The following is a 17,744-nucleotide window of genomic DNA, read 5'->3' as shown; positions in this document are numbered from 1 at the left end:
GCGTCCCCCGTACGCGCCGCGCGTTCGGGCCAGATGAGGTTGTACTGCCATGGTCCGTCGAACCAAAGAAGAAGCCCAGGAAACCCGCGCCCAGATCATTGAGGCGGCGGAAAAGGCCTTCTACAAGCGCGGGGTTGCGCGAACCACCCTGGCCGACATCGCCGAGCTGGCGGGAGTCACGCGCGGGGCGATCTACTGGCACTTCAACAACAAGGCGGAGCTGGTACAGGCGCTGCTCGACAGCTTGCACGAAACCCATGACCACTTGGCACGGGCGAGCGAAAGCGAGGACGAAGTCGACCCGCTCGGCTGCATGCGCAAGCTGCTGTTGCAAGTGTTCAACGAGCTGGTGCTCGATGCCCGAACCCGGCGTATCAATGAAATCCTGCATCACAAGTGCGAGTTCACCGATGACATGTGTGAAATTCGCCAGCAGCGCCAGGGGGCGGTGCTGGATTGCCACAAGGGCATTGCCCTGGCGTTGGCCAATGCCGTTCGCCGGGGCCAGTTGCCTGGCGAGCTGGATGTCGAGCGCGCGGCGGTGGCCATGTTTGCCTATGTCGATGGCCTGATCGGGCGCTGGCTGTTGCTGCCTGACAGTGTCGATCTGTTGGGTGATGTCGAAAAATGGGTCGACACCGGGCTGGATATGCTGCGCTTGAGCCCGGCTCTGCGCAAATGACACTTTGTTAAGGATTGTGAGGGATTGTTTCCCTTATGTATTAGCAGAGTATTAAGCGCAGGGTGCGGGAGCTGCCTCTAGCGTCCGCGCAGTTGCCGATCCGGCAGCGCCACTGCGGCAATCAGCCCGAGCAGTGCAATCAGCCCACTTCCCATCAGCAACTGCCGGAATGTTTCCGTCAACCGCGCCTGCGTAACCAGGTCCACCTCCCCTGCCTTCAGACTCCCAAGCAACGGGTTGCCCAGCATTTCGAACCCGCCCTGGTGCAGCAGTGCCAGCAGCAGACTGGACATGCAGGCCACGCCCATGGCCCCGCCCAGCGACCGGAACAGGTTGGTGGTGCTGGTGGCCACCCCAATGTCCTTGCTGTCCACAGCACTTTGCGTACCTACCAGCGATGTAGGGAACTGCAACCCGCAGGCAATGCCGGTCAGCAGCATGAACAATGCACTGAACCACCCAGACTGTGGCGGGGTCAGCGCCATGGCAAAAATGGCCACTGGCATCAGCAGGGCACCGGCCAGAATCTGCGGCTTGTAGCGCCCGGTGCGGCTGGTCATGCGCCCGCCGGTGAAGGCACCCAGGGGCAGCCCCATCGCCAGTGGCAGCAGGTGCAGGGCGGCGCTGTCGGCACCGGCGCCGGTGATGCCCTGATAGCGCAACGGCATCAGCATGGTCAGGGAAATGGACTGGAAACTGGCGAAAAAGATCACGCCCCAGCACCAAACCGCGACACGGTTGCCGAACAGGCCCAAGGGCAGCAGCGGCTCCGGGCAGCGGCGCTCATGAGCGATGAACAGCGCAAGGCCCAGCACGGCGCAGGCGAATAGGGCCAGTACGGCCGGGTCGGCCCAAGGGTGGCCCTGGCCGACCAAGGTGATGCCCAGTAACAGACTGCCCAGGCCGAGGATCAGCAGCACGGCGCCGAGGTAGTCAACCTGCGCCTCGCGGCGTTGCGCCGGCATGCCGCCCAGGGCCCGGTGGATCGCCCACAAGGCAACCAGCCCCAGCGGCAGGTTGATCCAGAATACCCAGCGCCATGACAGGTACTCGGTCAACCCTCCACCCAGCACTGGCCCGGCGACACTCGCCACTGCATACATGCTGCTGAAATAGCCCTGATAGCGGCCGCGTTCGCGGGGTGGCACAAAGTCGCCGATAATTGCCTGGCTGACCGACACCATGCCACCCGCACCAATGCCCTGCAGTACCCGCGCCAGCACCAGTTGCTGCATGTCCTGGGCCAAGGCGCAGGCGATCGACGCCAGGGTGAACAGACTGATGCCGGTCAGGATCATCCGCCGCCGCCCGTACAGGTCACCCAGCTTGCCGTAGATCGGCACGGCCACGGTCATCGCCACCATGTAGCCGGAAATGATCCACGCCAGCAGGCCGACATCGTTGAACTGGGCCGAGATCGCGGGCAGTGAGACGGCGACGATGGTCTGGTCCAGTGCGCCGAGGAAGATCGCCAGCATCAGGGCGGTGAGCACGTTGCGCAGGGTGGTGGGGGGCAGGGCGGCGGTCACGGGAATACCTTGATTAAGTGTGGCGGCCTCTTCGCGGGCAAGTCGGATTGTAACCTGAGTTAGGTAGCTTCCTATGTACTATCTGCATCCCCTATGCCGAATCGGCATTGGCGCATTCATTCAGTGATGCATGGCTGCGTGATATCGTTGGTATGCCACAGGGGCTGAAAACCGGGGCTTGCACCAGCTTGGTGCAGCAATATGCCGCAGGTTTTTCAGGCCGCTGTCTCCCACACCTTTTATTCCTCTGCCTGCATGTCGAGCATGACCGCCCAGATGGCGACGGTTGGAACAGGTCAGGTAGACCCGATTACAGGGGTCGGTAGTTACCGTTCAAATTTCAACTTATTTGCGGAGTGATCATGCCCAAGGCTTCCCATCAAGATCTGCGTTTTGCCTTCCGCGAACTGCTCGCTTCAGGTTCCTGTTACCACACTGCATCGGTGTTTGACCCGATGTCGGCACGCATTGCCGCAGACCTGGGCTTCGAGGTCGGCATCCTGGGCGGTTCTGTCGCTTCGTTGCAGGTACTGGCTGCGCCGGACTTCGCCCTGATCACCCTCAGTGAATTTGTCGAGCAGGCCACCCGAATTGGCCGGGTAGCGCAATTGCCCGTGCTGGCTGATGCCGACCACGGCTACGGCAACGCGCTGAACGTGATGCGCACGGTTATCGAACTGGAGCGCGCCGGCGTGGCCGGGCTGACCATCGAAGACACCCTGCTGCCCGCCCAGTTCGGGCGCAAGTCCACCGACCTGATCCCGGTTGAGGAAGGCGTCGGCAAGATTCGTGCGGCCCTGGAGGCGCGTGTCGACTCGTCATTGTCGATCATTGCCCGTACCAATGCTGGTGTGCTCACCACCGAAGAAATCATCGTGCGCACCCAGAGCTACCAGAAGGCCGGTGCCGATGGTATCTGTATGGTAGGCGTGAAGGACTTCGAACACCTCGAGCAGATTGCCGAGCACCTGACAGTGCCGCTGATGCTGGTCACCTATGGCAACCCCAACCTGCATGACGATGAACGCCTGGCGAGCCTGGGCGTGCGTATCGCAGTCGATGGCCATGGCGCCTACTTTGCTGCGATCAAGGCCACTTACGATTGCTTGCGCTTGCAGCGTGGCCAGCAGAACAAGTCGCAGAACCTGAGCGCCACCGAACTCTCGCACACCTACACCCAGCCCGAGGATTACATCCGCTGGGCCAAGGAATACATGAGCGTCGAAGAGTGACCGGCAGGGCGCCGTCAACTCAACGGACGGCGCTCAAGGTTGCAGTGTGAGGCACGCAATGTGCCTGCTCGCAGCTGGCTGCGGCGCTGGGCTGACTGCGTAGCAGCTCGGCGCGCCAGCACGCTGAACCATACAGCCCTGCGACCGCAGTCAGGGCCATGGCAAGGGCGACTCTTCTGGATTTGATGCCCATGGTGCTCACCTCCTGTTACAGCAATAGGTGATACCTTCCAGCGTAGGCCAATTTCAGCGTTACAGATCCCGATCCCACTCCGGCTCGTCCTTGAACCGCTGCACCAGGAAATCCAACATGCTGCGCAAGGTCGCCGGCATGTGCTTGCGTGACGTGTACACCGCATTCAGGTTCAGTTCACGTGGCTGCGCTTCGGGCAGCAGGCGTACCAGTTCGCCCCTGCGCAGGGCGTCGGCGGCCTGGTAGGTTGGCAGCATGGCGATTCCTGCGCTGGCCAGGGCTGCCTTTTGCAATGTCATGGCTTCGTTGGCGCTGATGTTTCCCGCCACCGGTACGGCGACCTGCTGGCCGGCCACCTCGAAATGCCACAGGCTGTGGCCGAAATAGGCATGGGTCAGGCAGTTGTGCCGGCTCAGGTCCTCGACCCGTTGCGGTACGCCGTGCTCGCTCAGGTAGGCCGGGGCCGCGCACACCACCGAGCGGCACACGCTCAGGCGCCGGGCGATCAGGTTGGGGTCCAGCTCGTTGCTGGTGCGGATGGCCAGGTCGATGCGCTCATCCACCAGGTTGACGGTGCGATCGAGCATTTGCAGTTCCACCTTCACCCCAGGATAGCGCCGCACATAGGCAGCCACCGCGTCCACCAGCTGCGCCTGGCCGAAAGAGGTGCTGACGCTGATGCGCAGCGCGCCTTTCGGCGCGTCATCCGGCTGCTGCACCGCGGCCTGCAGGTCGCCGGCCAGTTCCAGCAGTTGCCGGCAGCGGGGCAGGGTTTCCTGGCCGGCCGCGGTGAGGCTGAGCTTGCGAGTGGTGCGCTGCATTAGCCTCGCGCCAACCCAGTCCTCCAGCTCTGCCAGGTAACGCGACACCACGGGGCGAGAAAGCTGCAGGTGGTCTGCCGCTGCCGACTGGCTGCCCAGGTCGACGACGGTAACGAAAACGCGCATGGCGTTGAGACGGTCCATGATTTGCCCGTTTTTAGAAACAAACTATGTTCAAGCATGGCATTTTTTGTCACGGATCGGGCAACTAAGCTGTTAGGCATTGTTCAACTGAAGGCCTTGCCCATGTCCCTGTTCACCCCCCTGCGAGGCCTGCTACTGGCCTGCGTGACCCTGGCCGGCCCTGCGCTGGCCGCCGAACCGCTGCAACTGGAGGTCTACAACCCCGGGCACGAGGCCATTTTTCCGGTCAGTTCGGTGATTGTCAGTGGCGAGCACGATGCCGTGCTGGTCGACGCCCAGTTTGGCAAAGCCCAGGCTGAGCAACTGGTAAAGCGCCTGCAGGCTGGCGGCAAACACTTGACCACCATCTACATCAGCCACGGCGACCCGGACTATTACTTTGACCTGGACACCCTGACCCAGGCCTTCCCCAACGCCAAGGTGCTGGCCTCTGCCGCCACGGTTGCACATATCCGCCAGACCAGGGATGCCAAGCTGGCGTACTGGGGGCCGCAGATGGGGGCAGACAAACCGCAGCGGCTGGTGCTGCCGCAAGTGCTCGAAGGGCAGCGCCTGACGCTGGAGGGGCAGGCCTTGGACGTGGTCGGCCTGGACGGCCCGCAACCAGACCGCAGTTTTGTGTGGATCCCTTCGATCAAGGCGGTGGTCGGTGGCGTGGTGGTGTCCGAAAACATTCATGTGTGGATGGCCGACACTCAATCGGCCAAGTCCCATGCCGATTGGCTTGGCACCTTGGCGCACATCGAGGCGCTGGGGCCACGCACGGTCATCCCCGGGCATTACCTGGGAGACAGCAGCCGTTCACTGCAGGCCGTGCGCTTCACGGCAAACTACATTCGTGGGTTTGACGCTGAAACCGCCAAGGCGAAAGACGCCAATGCGTTGATCCAGGCCATGAAGCAGCGTTACCCGGGCCTGGCCGATGAAAGCTCGCTGGAACTCGGTGCCAAGGTCGCCAAGGGCGAGATGAAGTGGTAATTCCGTTCAATCAATGGAGAGTGTTCCCATGAGCAAGATCGCAATTATCGGTGCCACTGGCCGCGCTGGCAGCCAGTTGCTGGAGGAGGCCCTGCGCCGTGGCCACAGTGTGTTGGCCATCGCCCGCGACCCTTCGCGATTGCAGGGCCGTGAAGGGGTGACCGTCAAGGCGCTGGATGCCAAGGACAGTGCGGCCCTGCAAGCGGCGGTAACAGGCTTGGACGCCGTGTTGAGCGCGGCGCATTTCTCGACGATCGAGCCGCATGCCATCATCGAGCCGGTCAAGCGTGCCGGGGTCAAGCGCCTGTTGGTGGTGGGTGGCGCCGGCAGCTTGCTGCTGCCGTCGGGGCATCGGGTAATCGACAGCCCGGACTTCCCGGAGGCCTACAAGGCCGAGGCCACTGCCGGGGTGCGTTTTCTGGAAGCGTTGCAGCGCGACCCAGACCTGGACTGGACATTCCTCTCGCCGTCGGCGGAGTTTGTTGAAGGTGAGCGCAGCGGGCGCTACAAAGTGGGCAAGGATCATCTGCTGATCGGTGCGGATGGCAAAAGCTGGATCACCTTTGCCGACTATGCCATTGCCATGCTCGACGAGCTGGAAAAGCCGGCGCATTCGCGGCAGCGGTTTACAGTGGGCTACTGAGTCGCCTGCTTCGCGGGCATGCCCGCTGCCACAGCTACAGCACAGTTCCCAAGGCCCATGCTGTACCTGTGGGAGCGGGCGCGCCCGCGAAGAGGCACTTATTGGCTAGCCTGGCTCTCCAGCCAGTCCAGTAACTCCATCAACCCTGGCGGCAAGCTTCTGGCCTGGCTTACCAGGTAATACCCTTTCCCGGTCACTACCTTCAGCGCAAACGGCATGCACAGCCGCCCCCCGCGCAAGTCATCGCCAATCAGCGACCAGTCGCCGATGGCCACACCCGTCCCCTGCGAGGCCATGGCCATCGCCATGTCCAGTGTCTCGAAATGCTGCTTCGGCCCATGAGTGGCCAACGTCACCCCCGCTGCCTGCAGCCACAACTGCCAGTCATGTTCATCCCGCGACGGGTGGAGCAGCATGTGCCGCGCCAGGTCTTCCACCTGCTGCAACGGTATCGGTCCCTCACGCAACGAGGGGGCGCACACGGGCGTAAGTTGTTCATCGAACAGCTTGCGCACATGCAGCCCGTGGTTTGGCGCATCGCCATAAACCACTGCTGCATCGAAGCCCTCGCGACGAAAATCCACGCCATGCTGCACCGTGGTGGTCAGCTCCACCGGTACGTCCGGGCGCAGTGCCTGCCATTCCATCAGGCGCGGCAACAGCCAGCGCATCACGCAGGTTGGGGCCTTGAGCTGCAAGGTAGTGCTGCGTCCACCGACCTCACGCACGCCTTGCTCAATCAGCGCGAATACCTGCTGTACACGAGGCAGCCAGTCCTGGCCTTCGCGGGTCAGGCTCAGCCCGCGGGCCTGGCGCTGGAAAAGCGCATAACCCAGGTGCGCTTCGAGGGCAGCGATCTGCCGGCTGACGGCGCCTTGGGTGATGTGCAGCTGTTGCCCTGCACGGGTGAAGTTGCAGTGCTGGGCGGTGACCAGAAAGGTGTGCAGGGCGGGCAGGGGCGGGAAGCGTTTCATCGTGCTGAGCCATGATGACAGGACATGGCTAGTATGTGTTTTTTTGCATTGTGGCGGTAGCCGTGGCTTGGGTCCAATAAGGGCATAATCCAACAATATTCAGGGTGAAAACCGATGGCAACCTGCGGCGAAGTACTGGTCAATCTCCTTGAAGGCTATGGCGTCGACCATGTCTTCGGCATTCCCGGTGTACATACCGTGGAGCTCTATCGTGGTCTGGCAGGCTCGTCCATTCGCCACATCACTCCGCGCCACGAGCAGGGTGCCGGGTTCATGGCTGATGGCTATGCGCGCACCCGTGGCAAACCTGGGGTGTGCTTCATTATTACCGGCCCGGGCATGACCAACATCACCACTGCCATGGGCCAGGCGTATGCCGACTCGATCCCGATGCTGGTGATTTCCAGCGTGCAGTCCCGTGACCAGCTGGGCGGTGGCCGCGGCAAGCTGCACGAGCTGCCCAACCAGGCGGCACTGGTGTCGGGTGTGGCCGCGTTTTCTCACACCTTGATGACGGCTGCAGACCTGCCGCAGGTGCTGGCGCGAGCATTTGCCGTGTTCGAGAGCGCCCGGCCGCGCCCGGTGCATATCGAAATCCCGCTCGACGTGCTGGTCGAACCGGCCGACTTCCTGCTGCCGGGCCGCCCGGTGCGTGGCAGCCGGGCAGGGGCAGCGCCGCAGGCCGTGGCGCAGATGGCCGAGCGCCTGGCAGGTGCAAGGCGGCCCTTGATCCTGGCGGGCGGTGGTGCGTTGGCCGCGGGGGCTGCGCTGGCGCGCCTGGCCGAACACCTTCAGGCCCCGGTGGCGCTGACCATCAATGGCAAAGGTTTGTTGCCGGCCAGCCACCCGCTGCAGATCGGTTCGACCCAGTCGCTGCCGGCCACACGTGCGCTGGTGGCTGAGGCCGATGTGGTGCTGGCGATCGGCACCGAATTGGCCGAAACCGATTATGACGTGACCTTCAAGGGTGGTTTCGAGATCCCGGGCAGCCTGCTGCGCATCGACATCGACCCGGACCAGACCGTGCGCAATTACTTGCCCGAGCTTGCGCTGGTGGCCGATGCCGGACTGGCTGCTGATGCATTGCTCGGTGCCTTGCAGGCCCTGCCGCAACCCGTGCGTGAAAGCACTTGGGGTGTGGCTCGCGTAGCCTGCCTGCGCCACGCTCTGGCGGCAGGTTGGGACCAGCCAACCCTGAGCCAGACGCGCTTGCTGAGCGCGATTCTCGAACGACTGCCCAATGCCGTCCTGGTGGGCGATTCGACCCAGCCCGTGTACACCGGCAACCTGACCCTGGACATGGACCAGCCACGCCGTTGGTTCAATGCCTCCACCGGGTACGGCACCCTGGGTTACGCCCTGCCTGCGGCCATGGGCGCCTGGCTGGGGAGTGCGGAGCAAATCGGCCAGCGCGCGCCTGCGGTGTGCCTGATTGGTGACGGCGGTTTGCAGTTCACCCTGCCAGAACTGGCCAGCGCGGTGGAGGCGCAGGTGCCGTTGATCGTGCTGCTGTGGAATAACCAAGGGTACGAGGAGATCAAGAAGTACATGGTCAACCGGGCGATCGAGCCGGTCGGGGTGGATATCCATACCCCGGACTTCCTCGGCGTGGCGCGGGCGTTGGGGGCTGCGGCGGAGCATGTGACGGACGTGAAGCAGCTGCAAGCGGCGCTGGGGCAGGCGGTGGAGCGCACCGGGCCGACCTTGATTCAGGTTGACCAGAATCAGTGGCAGGAAACCGTGGCGGGTTGAAGTCAAGCTATTGCCTGTACTGGCCCTTTCGCGGGCTTGCCCGCTCCCACAGGTGCTGCACATACTCTGAAGTTGTGCTGTACCTGTGGGAGCGGGCAAGCCCGCGAAGAGGCCGGTACAGGAAAAACAGGACTCAGCCAGCAGTAGCCCGCAACCGCGCCACATCCCGAATCGGTGGTGCGCCGTACAGCCGGCTGTACTCACGGCTGAACTGCGACGGGCTTTCATACCCCACCCGATAGGCGGCCACCGCCGCCTCAAGCCCGTCGTTGAGCATCAACCGCCGCGCCTCCTGCAGGCGCAGCTGCTTCTGGTATTGCAGCGGGCTCATCGACGTCACGGCCTTGAAGCGATGGTGCAAGGTCGAGGTGCTGAGGTTGACCTCCCGCGCCAGATCCTCGATGCGCAGCGGCAACTGATAGTTGTTGTTGAGCCAGGTAATGGCCTGGCAAACCCGGTGAGTCTGGCTGTTGGCCAAGGCAATTTCATACAGCCGGCAACCCTGCGGCCCCCGCAGCAGGCGATAGAGAATCTCGCGGCGGAACAGCGGCGCGAGCATGGCGATGTCGCGCGGGGTGTCCAGCAGGCGCAGCAGCCGCAGCAAGGCGTCGAGCAATGCGGCATCGGTCCTTTCCACATACAGGCCACGGCCTGAGGGCCGGTTGGGTACCAGCATCGGCCCGCTTTCGGCGATCAGCTGGCTGATCTCGGCCGGGTCCAGGTCCATGCGCAGGCCAAGGCTTGGGTTCTCCGGGCTGGCGTCGAGCCTCACGCCACTCAGCGGCAAGGTCACCGAGACAACCATGTAATGCAGTGGGTCATAGGCGTATTGCTCGTCCCCGAGGAACAGGGTTTTGCTGCCTTGGGCAAGGATGCACAGTGCGGGTTGTGCCAAGGTCGGCACCGAGCGCACGTTCTCGGTGTAGCGCACCAGGTACAGGTCATCGATGGCGGATGCCGGGCCATGAGGGTCGCCGGCGTGGCGGCGGATCAGCTCGGCCAGTTCCAGGCGCTGCAGTTCCAGGGGCGGGTCGATGGACGTGGCGGTGGTCATGATGGCGTTCCTCTACTGACCGACGCAGCATAGGTTTGGGCAAAGACGGGCGCTAGTCGAAAGCTGCACGTCGATTGCCTGATCCTGCCGCGCTGCAGGATCAGGCAATCGGCGAGCAGTATTGGCCTAACGCGCCGCGCGGGTGAGCCCCTAACCTTGGCAACCTGGCTTTTCCGTCCGCCTGCTTCAAGGAGATTGTGCAATGACCCTAAAACAACCGGTCACCCATCTTGCTTTCATCCGTGCCAGCAGCGGGCGCTCGGCAGAGCTGGGCGCGCGCCTGCGCGACCTGCTCGAGCCCTCGCGGCGTGCGCCGGGTTGCCTGAGTTTCACGGTGCAGCGCTCCCAGGCCGATGCCGACCTGTGGTTGCTCAGTGGCAGCTGGCAGGATCAGCAGGCGATGAGTGGCTACTTTGCTTCGCCGACCCTGGACGTGTTTGGCGAGCTGGTGCAGGCGCAAGTGGTCAGCAGCCTGGACTTGCATACCTTCGATTGAGGGTGGATGAGGTAAAGTGACGCCCTTGTTCAACCAAGCGGATAGCAACATGGCACGTAGGGAATTCACTCATTTCGAAGCGGTATCGGCGATGGTGCCTGTGGAAGGTGGCGGCTACAGCGCCGCCATTGCGGTCAAGGCCTTGAGCATGGGCGGCGCGCCGCGCTTTCACAAGGTCCTCGACGGGCAGGTATTCAAAGGCGCCGTGGCTGCCGACGAAGCGGCCACGGCCGAGCTGCAACGCCTGCAAGGCGTCAGCGAAGAGGGCGAACTGATCTGGTGATCAGGCCGGCGGGCGGGCCATCTTGAACAGGTTGCCCAATTCGAAATAGTCCGCCGGGCCACCACCACGCAGAATCGGTTCGGCAGCAGCGGTATCGTAGATGCCGTTTTTCAGCAGGTGCTCGGCAATATGCACCGCCACCACTTCGCCAAGGATCAGCCAGCTGGGCACCAGCTTCTGGTCGGCCCGCTTGAGCTGGACGATCTGGCTGACCTTGCATTCGAACGCCACCGGGGTTTCGCCTACACGCGGCACGCTGACGATGCGCGAGGGCGTGGCGGTGAGGCCGCTCAATTCGAACTCGCTTACCTCGGCAGCAACCGGCGCGCAGCTCTGGTTCATCTGCTCGGCCAGGGGGCGGGTGGCCAGGTTCCAGACGAATTCGCCGGTCTGCTCGATGTTGTTCAGGCTGTCTTTGCGCCCGACACTGCAGAAACCGATGATCGGCGGGATGTAGTTGAAGGCGTTGAAGAAGCTGTAGGGCGCCAGGTTCAGGCGGCCTTCGCGGTCGTGCGAGGAAATCCAGCCGATAGGGCGGGGGCCGACGATGGCGTTGAACGGGTCGTGGGGCAGGCCGTGGCCTTTGGCAGGTTCGTAGTAATACATCTGTGCTGGGCTTGTTGGCCCTACCTCCTGATGGACAAGGTGCCTAGTGTGCCAAGCCTGTGCTCGCCTGCAAATGATCAAGCCCGGCCAAAGCCGGGCTGGTTGCTCGCATCAGGTATCAGCTGATGCGGTGGGCGTTGGTGCGGTCAAAGCCGTCTTCGGCGAAGCGTTGGCCACCGGTGCGGTCAAAGCCGTCTTCGGCGAAGCGTTGGCCACCGGTGCGGTCGAAGCCGTCTTCGGCGAAACGCTGGCCACCGGTGCGGTCGAAGCCGTCTTCGGCAAAGCGTTGGCCGCCAGTGCGGTCAAAGCCATCTTCAGCGTAGCTAGCGGACTGTGTTTGAGCCGCGGCAAAGGTGTGAGCGCTGGTACGGTCGAAGCCATCTTCGGCGAAGGCGCCAGCTGCGAAAACCGAAAGGGCCAGGGTGAGGATCAGTTTGTTTTTCATGGTCGGTGCTCCATCTGTGCGAGAGGTTGTTTGTTTCTATGGGTTTCATCCTACGCTGATTAATTTGATTAAAAAGCGCAAATAACAGCGTATAAAAATCGAATATATCGATGTGTCAGGGCGCACTTCGCGTGAGTCAGGTAGCGGTGTCGATCACTCGCCGTAAGCTCTCGCGTATCGTTTCATCAGCCCTTGCAGCTTGAGGGGCGGGAATTAATGGGGCGTTAAGAACGAAATGTCTTGTTTCAAAGTTCAATCAACGCTTTTTTCATACATCACCAACCGATTTTTCAGACGCTGCTCAGCACCATCGCCGCACCTCAAACTGGAGCGGCACAACAATGAACAAACTCCCGCAAATCACCTTGGCCTTCTGGGTCATGAAGATCTGCGCTACCACCCTTGGCGAAACCGCCGGCGACTTGCTGTCGATGACGCTGAACATCGGCTATGCACTCAGCTCGTTGATGCTGATCAGCGTGTTCCTGCTAACCTTGGTCGGCCAGCTCTACTCCCGCCGCTACCATCCGATGCTGTACTGGCTGGTGATCCTCTCCACCAGCACTGCTGGCACTACCATGTCCGATTTCATGGACCGCACCCTGGGTCTGGGTTATGCCACGGGTTCGGCCCTGCTCATCGGGATCCTGCTGCTGACCTTCCTGGTCTGGCGCCTGAGCGGCAACCCACTGGACGTCACCCGCATCAAGAATCGTTCGGGCGAGCTGTTCTACTGGGTAGCGATCCTGTTTTCCAACACGCTTGGCACTGCCCTTGGCGATTACCTGGCCGATGATTCGGGGCTTGGTTTTGCCGGCGGCGCGCTGCTGATCGGCAGTGCCATCGCATTGGTGGTAGTGGCCCGTTACTGGACGCGCATCCCCGGCGTGGTGTTGTTCTGGGTGGCGTTCGTGCTCACACGCCCATTCGGCGCCACCTTGGGCGACTTCCTCACCAAACCTCATGAAAAGGGCGGCCTGGACTTCGGCACAATCGGTTCGTCGGCCGTGCTGGGCGGGGTGCTGCTGGTGCTGGTGCTGATGGCAACCTGGTACCAGCGTCGGGAACCGCGCCAGGTGTTGGAGATGTCCTGAACAGGCTCTGAGGCACGAGTGCGCCGATTAAACATCCTATTCGGCTCACAGGATGAGCCGAATAGGATGTTTAATCGGCTCACAGCGAGATGAGTGTTGATCGAACAAATGAAAAGGGCGCACCTGGAACGGTGCGCCCTTCTTCATTTCAGCAGCTTCACATTCACTCGGTAGTAATCCGCGAGTGTTGCTTGGTGTCCTTCATGGTCGCGTAAACCAGCAGCGAGCAGGCGATACAGGCGGTGACGTACCAGTAGAAGCCGCTTTCCATGCCAGCGCTCTTGAACCACAAGGCCACGTACTCGGCGGTGCCGCCGAAGATCGACACAGTCAGGGCGTACGGCAGGCCCACGCCCAGGGCGCGGATTTCCGTTGGGAACAGCTCTGCCTTGACCACGGCGTTGATCGAGGTGTAGCCGCTGACGATGATCAGTGCTGCCATGATCAGGAAGAACGCGCCCCACCAGGTCTGGATGGTGTGCAGGGTGCTGAGGATCGGTACGGTGAACAGGGTGCCTAGCACACCGAAGGCAATCAGGATCGGACGTCGGCCGATCTTGTCGGACAGGCCACCGATCACCGGCTGCAGGCACATGAACAGGAACAGCGTGGCGGCCGAGATGGTGGTCGAGTCGCTGATGCTCATGCCCACGGTGTTGACCAGGTACTTCTGCATGTAGGTGGTGTAGGTATAGAACGCCAGAGTGCCGCCCATGGTCAGGCCGACCACGGTCATCAGCTCCTTGGGGTGGCGCAGCAGGGTGCGCATCAGGCTTTCCTTGGCCTTTTCCTTTTTGGTGAACGAGGCGGTTTCTTCCATGCCGCGACGCAGGTACAGGGCAACCACTGCGCACAGCGCACCGATCACGAACGGCACGCGCCAGCCCCAGGCATACAGCTGCTCTGTTGTCAGGGTCTGTTGCAGGACAATCAGTACCGCCAGGGCGATGAGCTGGCCGGAGATCAGGGTCACGTACTGGAAACTGGAGAAGAAGCCACGGCGCTCCTTGCTGGCCATTTCGCTGAGGTAGGTGGCCGAGGTGCCGTACTCGCCACCCACCGACAAGCCTTGCAGCAGGCGTGCGATGACCAGCAGGATCGGTGCGGCGACGCCGATGGTTTCGTAGCCCGGGGTCAGGGCGATGACCAGCGAGCCGGCGCACATCAGCAGTACCGAGGCCATCAACGCGGCCTTGCGGCCTTTGCGGTCGGCGTACAGGCCCATCAGCCAGCCACCGATTGGGCGCATGAGGAAGCCCACGGCGAAGATCGCGGCGGTATTGAGCAATTGTGCGGTGGAGTCACCGGCCGGGAAAAAGGCCTTGGCGAAGTACAGCGAGAATGCGGCGTAGACGTACCAGTCGTACCATTCGACCATGTTGCCGATGGACCCGCTGAAAATCGACTTCAGGCGGCTGGCGGTGGTTTTTTCCGCGGCGGGCGCAGTGGCCGCCCCGGCGGGCAGGGAGGTGGCGTTATCCATCAGGGATACCTTCTCGTTGTTTTTGTGGAGCGCGCCGTGGCGCAGCTTGCCAGGGCAATTGCAGAAGGTGTGCCAAATGGGGGCGGGGTGATTCATTTGAGTGCAGGACCGTGTGGTACCTGGCCTGTAGGAGCGACCTTGCGTCGCGATGGGCTGCAAAGCAGCCCCAGGATCGCTCAGAGATAAGCGGATTTTTGCCTATCAACGATTGCAGGTAAGCGGAAATCCGCTCATTCGCGCCCGACAAAGTCCTCGCGCACCAGCCCATGCCGCTGCATTTTTTCGTTAAGCGTACGCCGGGGTAGCTGCAACGCCTCCATCACCGACTTGATCTCGCCCCCATGCAGTCGCAAGGCTGCGCGCAGGCATTGCGCCTCGAACGCTTCCATCTGCTCGCCCAGCGAAGGCCCGGCAGGTGTCACTTCAATGTTTGGCGAACCCAGCCCCAACGCATGCCGCTCCGCCGCGTTGGCCAGCTCACGCACGTTGCCTGGCCAGCCATGAGATAGCAGCTGCGCCAGCTGTGGACCCGTTAACGGCAAGGCATTACGACCAAGCTTTTCACCTGCGGCACGGGCAAAGTGCTCGAACAGCAGCGGAATGTCTTCGCGCCGCTCCCGCAGCGGCGCCAGGTGCAACTCGGCCACATTCAGGCGATAGGCAAGGTCTTCGCGAAAGCGCCCGGCGCGAGCTTCCTCGAGCAAATCTGGCTTGGTCGCGGCAATGACGCGCAAGTCGACGCTGATGCTCTGGTTGGCACCCAGACGCTCCAGCTTCTGCTCCTGGATCACGCGCAACAGCTTGGCCTGTTGCGCCAGTGGCATGCTTTCGATTTCATCGAGAAACACCGTGCCTCCGTTGGCGTACTCCAGCTTGCCGATGCGCTTCCCCTGGGCGCCGGTGAAGGCGCCGCTCTCATGGCCGAACAGCTCGGCCTCGAACAGCGACTCGGGGATGGCCGCGCAGTTGAGTGCGACGAAGGGTTTGCTGGCGCGCGGCCCAAAATCGTGCAGGCAGCGGGCCACGCGCTCCTTGCCACTGCCGGTTTCGCCACGGATCAGCACATTGACCGGCAGGCTGGCCAGCTCCAGTACTTGTCGGCGCAGCTGTTGCAGGCCCTGTGACATGCCCAGCAGCGTGCCTTCCAGGCGGGACTTGAGGTCTGCCTGTTCGTGCAGCCGGCGGTTTTCCAGCACCAGCTGGCGCTTTTCCAGGGCCCGGCGCAGGCTGCCCAGCAGGTGCTGCGGGGTGAAGGGTTTTTCCAGGAAGTCGTAGGCGCCGCTGCGCATGGCCTCCACTGCCATCGGCACGTCGCCGTGGCCGGTCAGCAAGATGACAGGCAAGTCGGGGTCTTCCGCCTGCAGGCGTTCGAGCAACTGCAGGCCATCCATGCCCGGCATGCGCACATCGCTGATGATTACCCCGGGAAAGTGCTGCGGCAGGTGTGCCAGGCACTCTTCTGCGCGTGCGAACAGTTGCACGCCGAAGCCGGACAGGCTCAGCCATTGCTCGACCGCGGTGCGGATACTGGCTTCGTCATCGACGACGATCACTGAATTCAACATACAGGCTCCAGGTCACGGGGCAGGATAAGGCTCAGGCGTGCGCCACCGGGCAGGTTTTCGGCCTGCAACTGGCCACCGGCCTCGTGGACGATGCCGTAGGAAATGGCCAGGCCCAAGCCCAGTCCTTCGCCCACGGGTTTGGTGGTGAAGAACGGGTCGAAGACCTTGGCCAGGTCGGGCTGGGCAATGCCGCCCCCCGAGTCCAGCACACTCAGGCACCACCGCTCGCCCTCGGGCTCGATGCGCACCTCCAGGCGTTTGTAGCGCTTGTCGGCCATGGCGTCGAGGGCATTGCGCAACAGGTTGATCAGCACTTGCTCCAGGCGGATGGCATCGCCGCGTACCCAGGCCGGGCGCGCCAGGTACAGGGCAACCTCTACCTCCTCAGTGCGAATGCGGGTTTCCAGCAGATGCAGTGCCTGGTCGACAACGGTGGCCAGGTCGAGGCGCTCGCGCAGCCCGACCGGGCTGTTGCGGGCAAAGGTTTTCAGGTGGCTGGTGAGCGCGGCCATGCGCGTCAGCATTTGCTCCAGTGGCTCCAATGCCTGGCGCGCTTCGTCATGGCGGCCATGGTCGAGCAGCAGGCGAAGGGTTTCCAGTTGCATGCGCTGGGTGGTCAGTGGCTGATTGATTTCGTGGGCCATGGCGGCCGACATCTGCCCGAGCGCCGCCAGCTTGGCTGATTGCACCAGGCCTTCTTGAGCAGTACGCAGTTCGCGGGTGCGCTCCTCGACCTGGCGCTTTAGTTCTTGCCGGCTGCGTTGGCGTAGACGGGCCAGGCGCAGGCGCTGGCTGACGAACAGGGCGGCGAACACCAGGCTCAGCCAGACGGCAGCGGCGCCGAGGGCGGCATTGCGGCCGTCGGCGGCGACCTGCGGTTTGCGCAGCAGGTGCAGGGTCCAGTTTTCGCTTTCCAGTGGCAGGCTTTCCCACAGGTACTCGGCGCTGCCCTCGGGGCCTTGCACACGGCTGAGGGTACTGTTGGCGGCAAAGCGCGTCAGCACCTGATGCTGCAACGGCACCAGCGGTTGCTTGTCGTACTGGCGTGTTTCGGCCAATTCGGCACGGTCGGCACCACTGAGCGGCTGCAGCTCGCGGTAACGCCAGCCGTCCTGGTTGGCAATGAAGGTGATGCCGCGGGCGTCGCTTACCAGCAGGATGTCGCTGCCCTGGCGCCACTCGCGTTCAAGTTCGGGGAACTCCAGCTTCACCACCATGGCGCCGAGGAAGCGGCCATGCTCGTCGTTCACCGCGCTGGCGAGGAAGTAGCCCGGCACGCCACTGGTCACGCCCACGGCGTAAAAGCGGCCACTGCCCTGGCTGCGGGTCTGCTTGAAGTAGGGCCTGAAGCCGTAGTTGGAGCCGACGTAGCTGCTGGGCAGCCGCCAGTTGCTGGCGGCGATGGCCAGGCCGGTGCGGTCAAGCAGTTCGAGCGTGGAGGAATTTGCGGCGCCGTTGATGCGTTCGAGCTTGCGGTTCAGGGCGTTCTGCACCTGTTCGCTGACAGGGTCGCGCAGGGCGGCGATCAGTTCCGGGTCCAGCGCCAGCACGGCGGGCAGGGCGCGGTAGCGGTCTATCAGGGTGTGCAAGGTATTGGCGTACAGGCCCAACTGCTGGCTGGCACGCCGGGCGTCGTCTTCCATGGCCTGGCGCTTGGCCTGGTGCATGGCCCACCCGGCACTGAGGGCGGTGCCCAGCACGATCAACAGGGTGATCAGCCCCAGACGCAGGGCGCGAAAGGAAAAGGGCATCGGGGCGGATCCGGATGAT

17 protein-coding genes are annotated in these 17,744 nt (G+C 62.9%); 8 read left to right on the top strand and 9 right to left on the bottom strand.

Features of this window, described 5'->3' with window-relative positions; all coding sequences use genetic code 11:
• The first annotated feature begins 49 nt into the window (after positions 1–49).
• Entirely contained in the window at positions 50–682 is a 633-nt protein-coding gene (gene ttgR / locus CKW35_RS12135; protein WP_016488872.1) for an efflux transport transcriptional regulator TtgR, read from the top strand.
• Positions 683–759: 77 nt separating this feature from the next.
• Here ttgR and CKW35_RS12130 read toward each other — a convergent pair whose 3' ends face one another.
• A complete protein-coding gene (locus tag CKW35_RS12130) occupies positions 760–2,211 on the bottom strand; it encodes an MDR family MFS transporter (protein ID WP_095116006.1) in 1,452 nt (483 codons plus the stop codon).
• Positions 2,212–2,573: 362 nt separating this feature from the next.
• On the opposite strand from CKW35_RS12130, the gene CKW35_RS12125 reads away from it, so the two are divergent.
• Complete coding sequence (locus CKW35_RS12125; RefSeq protein WP_016488870.1) at positions 2,574–3,443, top strand: oxaloacetate decarboxylase; 870 nt, start codon at positions 2,574–2,576, stop codon at positions 3,441–3,443.
• A 252-nt stretch (positions 3,444–3,695) separates the two neighbouring features.
• Here CKW35_RS12125 and CKW35_RS12120 read toward each other — a convergent pair whose 3' ends face one another.
• On the bottom strand, positions 3,696–4,601 hold the full coding sequence (locus tag CKW35_RS12120; protein ID WP_060517521.1) for a LysR family transcriptional regulator: 906 nt from the start codon (positions 4,599–4,601) through the stop codon (positions 3,696–3,698).
• Positions 4,602–4,703: 102 nt separating this feature from the next.
• Between CKW35_RS12120 and CKW35_RS12115 the strand changes: the two genes are divergently transcribed.
• Complete coding sequence (locus tag CKW35_RS12115) at positions 4,704–5,579, top strand: MBL fold metallo-hydrolase (RefSeq protein ID WP_095116004.1); 876 nt, start codon at positions 4,704–4,706, stop codon at positions 5,577–5,579.
• A 28-nt stretch (positions 5,580–5,607) separates the two neighbouring features.
• Positions 5,608–6,222 carry an NAD(P)-dependent oxidoreductase gene (locus tag CKW35_RS12110; protein WP_023048879.1) on the top strand — a complete coding sequence of 205 codons (615 nt, stop codon included), beginning with the start codon at positions 5,608–5,610 and terminating at the stop codon, positions 6,220–6,222.
• Between the two features lie 98 nt (positions 6,223–6,320).
• Here CKW35_RS12110 and CKW35_RS12105 read toward each other — a convergent pair whose 3' ends face one another.
• A complete protein-coding gene (locus CKW35_RS12105; protein WP_016488866.1) occupies positions 6,321–7,196 on the bottom strand; it encodes a LysR substrate-binding domain-containing protein in 876 nt (291 codons plus the stop codon).
• 114 nt (positions 7,197–7,310) lie between these two features.
• Between CKW35_RS12105 and CKW35_RS12100 the strand changes: the two genes are divergently transcribed.
• Positions 7,311–8,948 carry a 5-guanidino-2-oxopentanoate decarboxylase gene (locus tag CKW35_RS12100; RefSeq protein ID WP_095116002.1) on the top strand — a complete coding sequence of 546 codons (1,638 nt, stop codon included), beginning with the start codon at positions 7,311–7,313 and terminating at the stop codon, positions 8,946–8,948.
• 133 nt (positions 8,949–9,081) lie between these two features.
• Here the strand turns inward: CKW35_RS12100 and CKW35_RS12095 are convergent, their stop codons facing one another.
• Positions 9,082–10,002 (bottom strand): AraC family transcriptional regulator, encoded by a 921-nt coding sequence (locus CKW35_RS12095; protein WP_060517525.1) that lies wholly within the window; start codon positions 10,000–10,002, stop codon positions 9,082–9,084.
• Positions 10,003–10,204: 202 nt separating this feature from the next.
• Here CKW35_RS12095 and CKW35_RS12090 point away from each other — a divergent pair, with 202 nt between their 5' ends.
• Both CKW35_RS12090 and CKW35_RS12085 read left to right on the top strand, forming a co-directional pair.
• Positions 10,205–10,498, top strand: coding sequence for a putative quinol monooxygenase (locus CKW35_RS12090; RefSeq protein WP_016488863.1), 294 nt, complete (start codon positions 10,205–10,207; stop codon positions 10,496–10,498).
• A gap of 16 nt (positions 10,499–10,514) precedes the next feature.
• Positions 10,515–10,781, top strand: a complete 267-nt coding sequence (locus CKW35_RS12085; protein WP_016488862.1) for a hypothetical protein — start codon at positions 10,515–10,517, stop codon at positions 10,779–10,781.
• On the opposite strand, the gene CKW35_RS12080 is transcribed toward CKW35_RS12085, so the two are convergent.
• Positions 10,782–11,387, bottom strand: a complete 606-nt coding sequence (locus CKW35_RS12080; RefSeq protein WP_095116000.1) for a flavin reductase family protein — start codon at positions 11,385–11,387, stop codon at positions 10,782–10,784.
• 118 nt (positions 11,388–11,505) lie between these two features.
• Positions 11,506–11,832, bottom strand: coding sequence for a hypothetical protein (locus tag CKW35_RS12075; RefSeq protein WP_023047320.1), 327 nt, complete (start codon positions 11,830–11,832; stop codon positions 11,506–11,508).
• Between the two features lie 341 nt (positions 11,833–12,173).
• Between CKW35_RS12075 and CKW35_RS12070 the strand changes: the two genes are divergently transcribed.
• Positions 12,174–12,926 (top strand): membrane protein, encoded by a 753-nt coding sequence (locus tag CKW35_RS12070; protein ID WP_023047319.1) that lies wholly within the window; start codon positions 12,174–12,176, stop codon positions 12,924–12,926.
• Between the two features lie 163 nt (positions 12,927–13,089).
• On the opposite strand, the gene CKW35_RS12065 is transcribed toward CKW35_RS12070, so the two are convergent.
• The 3 genes from CKW35_RS12065 to CKW35_RS12055 all read right to left on the bottom strand — a co-directional run bounded on the left by CKW35_RS12065 (position 13,090) and on the right by CKW35_RS12055 (position 17,725).
• Positions 13,090–14,409, bottom strand: a complete 1,320-nt coding sequence (locus CKW35_RS12065; RefSeq protein WP_024717451.1) for an MFS transporter — start codon at positions 14,407–14,409, stop codon at positions 13,090–13,092.
• A gap of 230 nt (positions 14,410–14,639) precedes the next feature.
• Positions 14,640–15,974: a sigma-54 dependent transcriptional regulator gene (locus tag CKW35_RS12060; protein ID WP_060519969.1), complete on the bottom strand. Its 1,335-nt coding sequence runs from the start codon at positions 15,972–15,974 to the stop codon at positions 14,640–14,642.
• Entirely contained in the window at positions 15,968–17,725 is a 1,758-nt protein-coding gene (locus CKW35_RS12055; RefSeq protein WP_016488856.1) for an ATP-binding protein, read from the bottom strand. Before CKW35_RS12055 ends, CKW35_RS12060 begins: the two co-directional genes overlap by 7 nt.
• Positions 17,726–17,744: the final 19 nt, after the last annotated feature.

The sequence above is a fragment of the Pseudomonas sp. Irchel 3F3 genome (assembly GCF_900187545.1).
GTDB lineage: Bacteria > Pseudomonadota > Gammaproteobacteria > Pseudomonadales > Pseudomonadaceae > Aquipseudomonas > Aquipseudomonas fortuita.
This window is presented reverse-complemented; position numbering and strand designations above follow the sequence as displayed.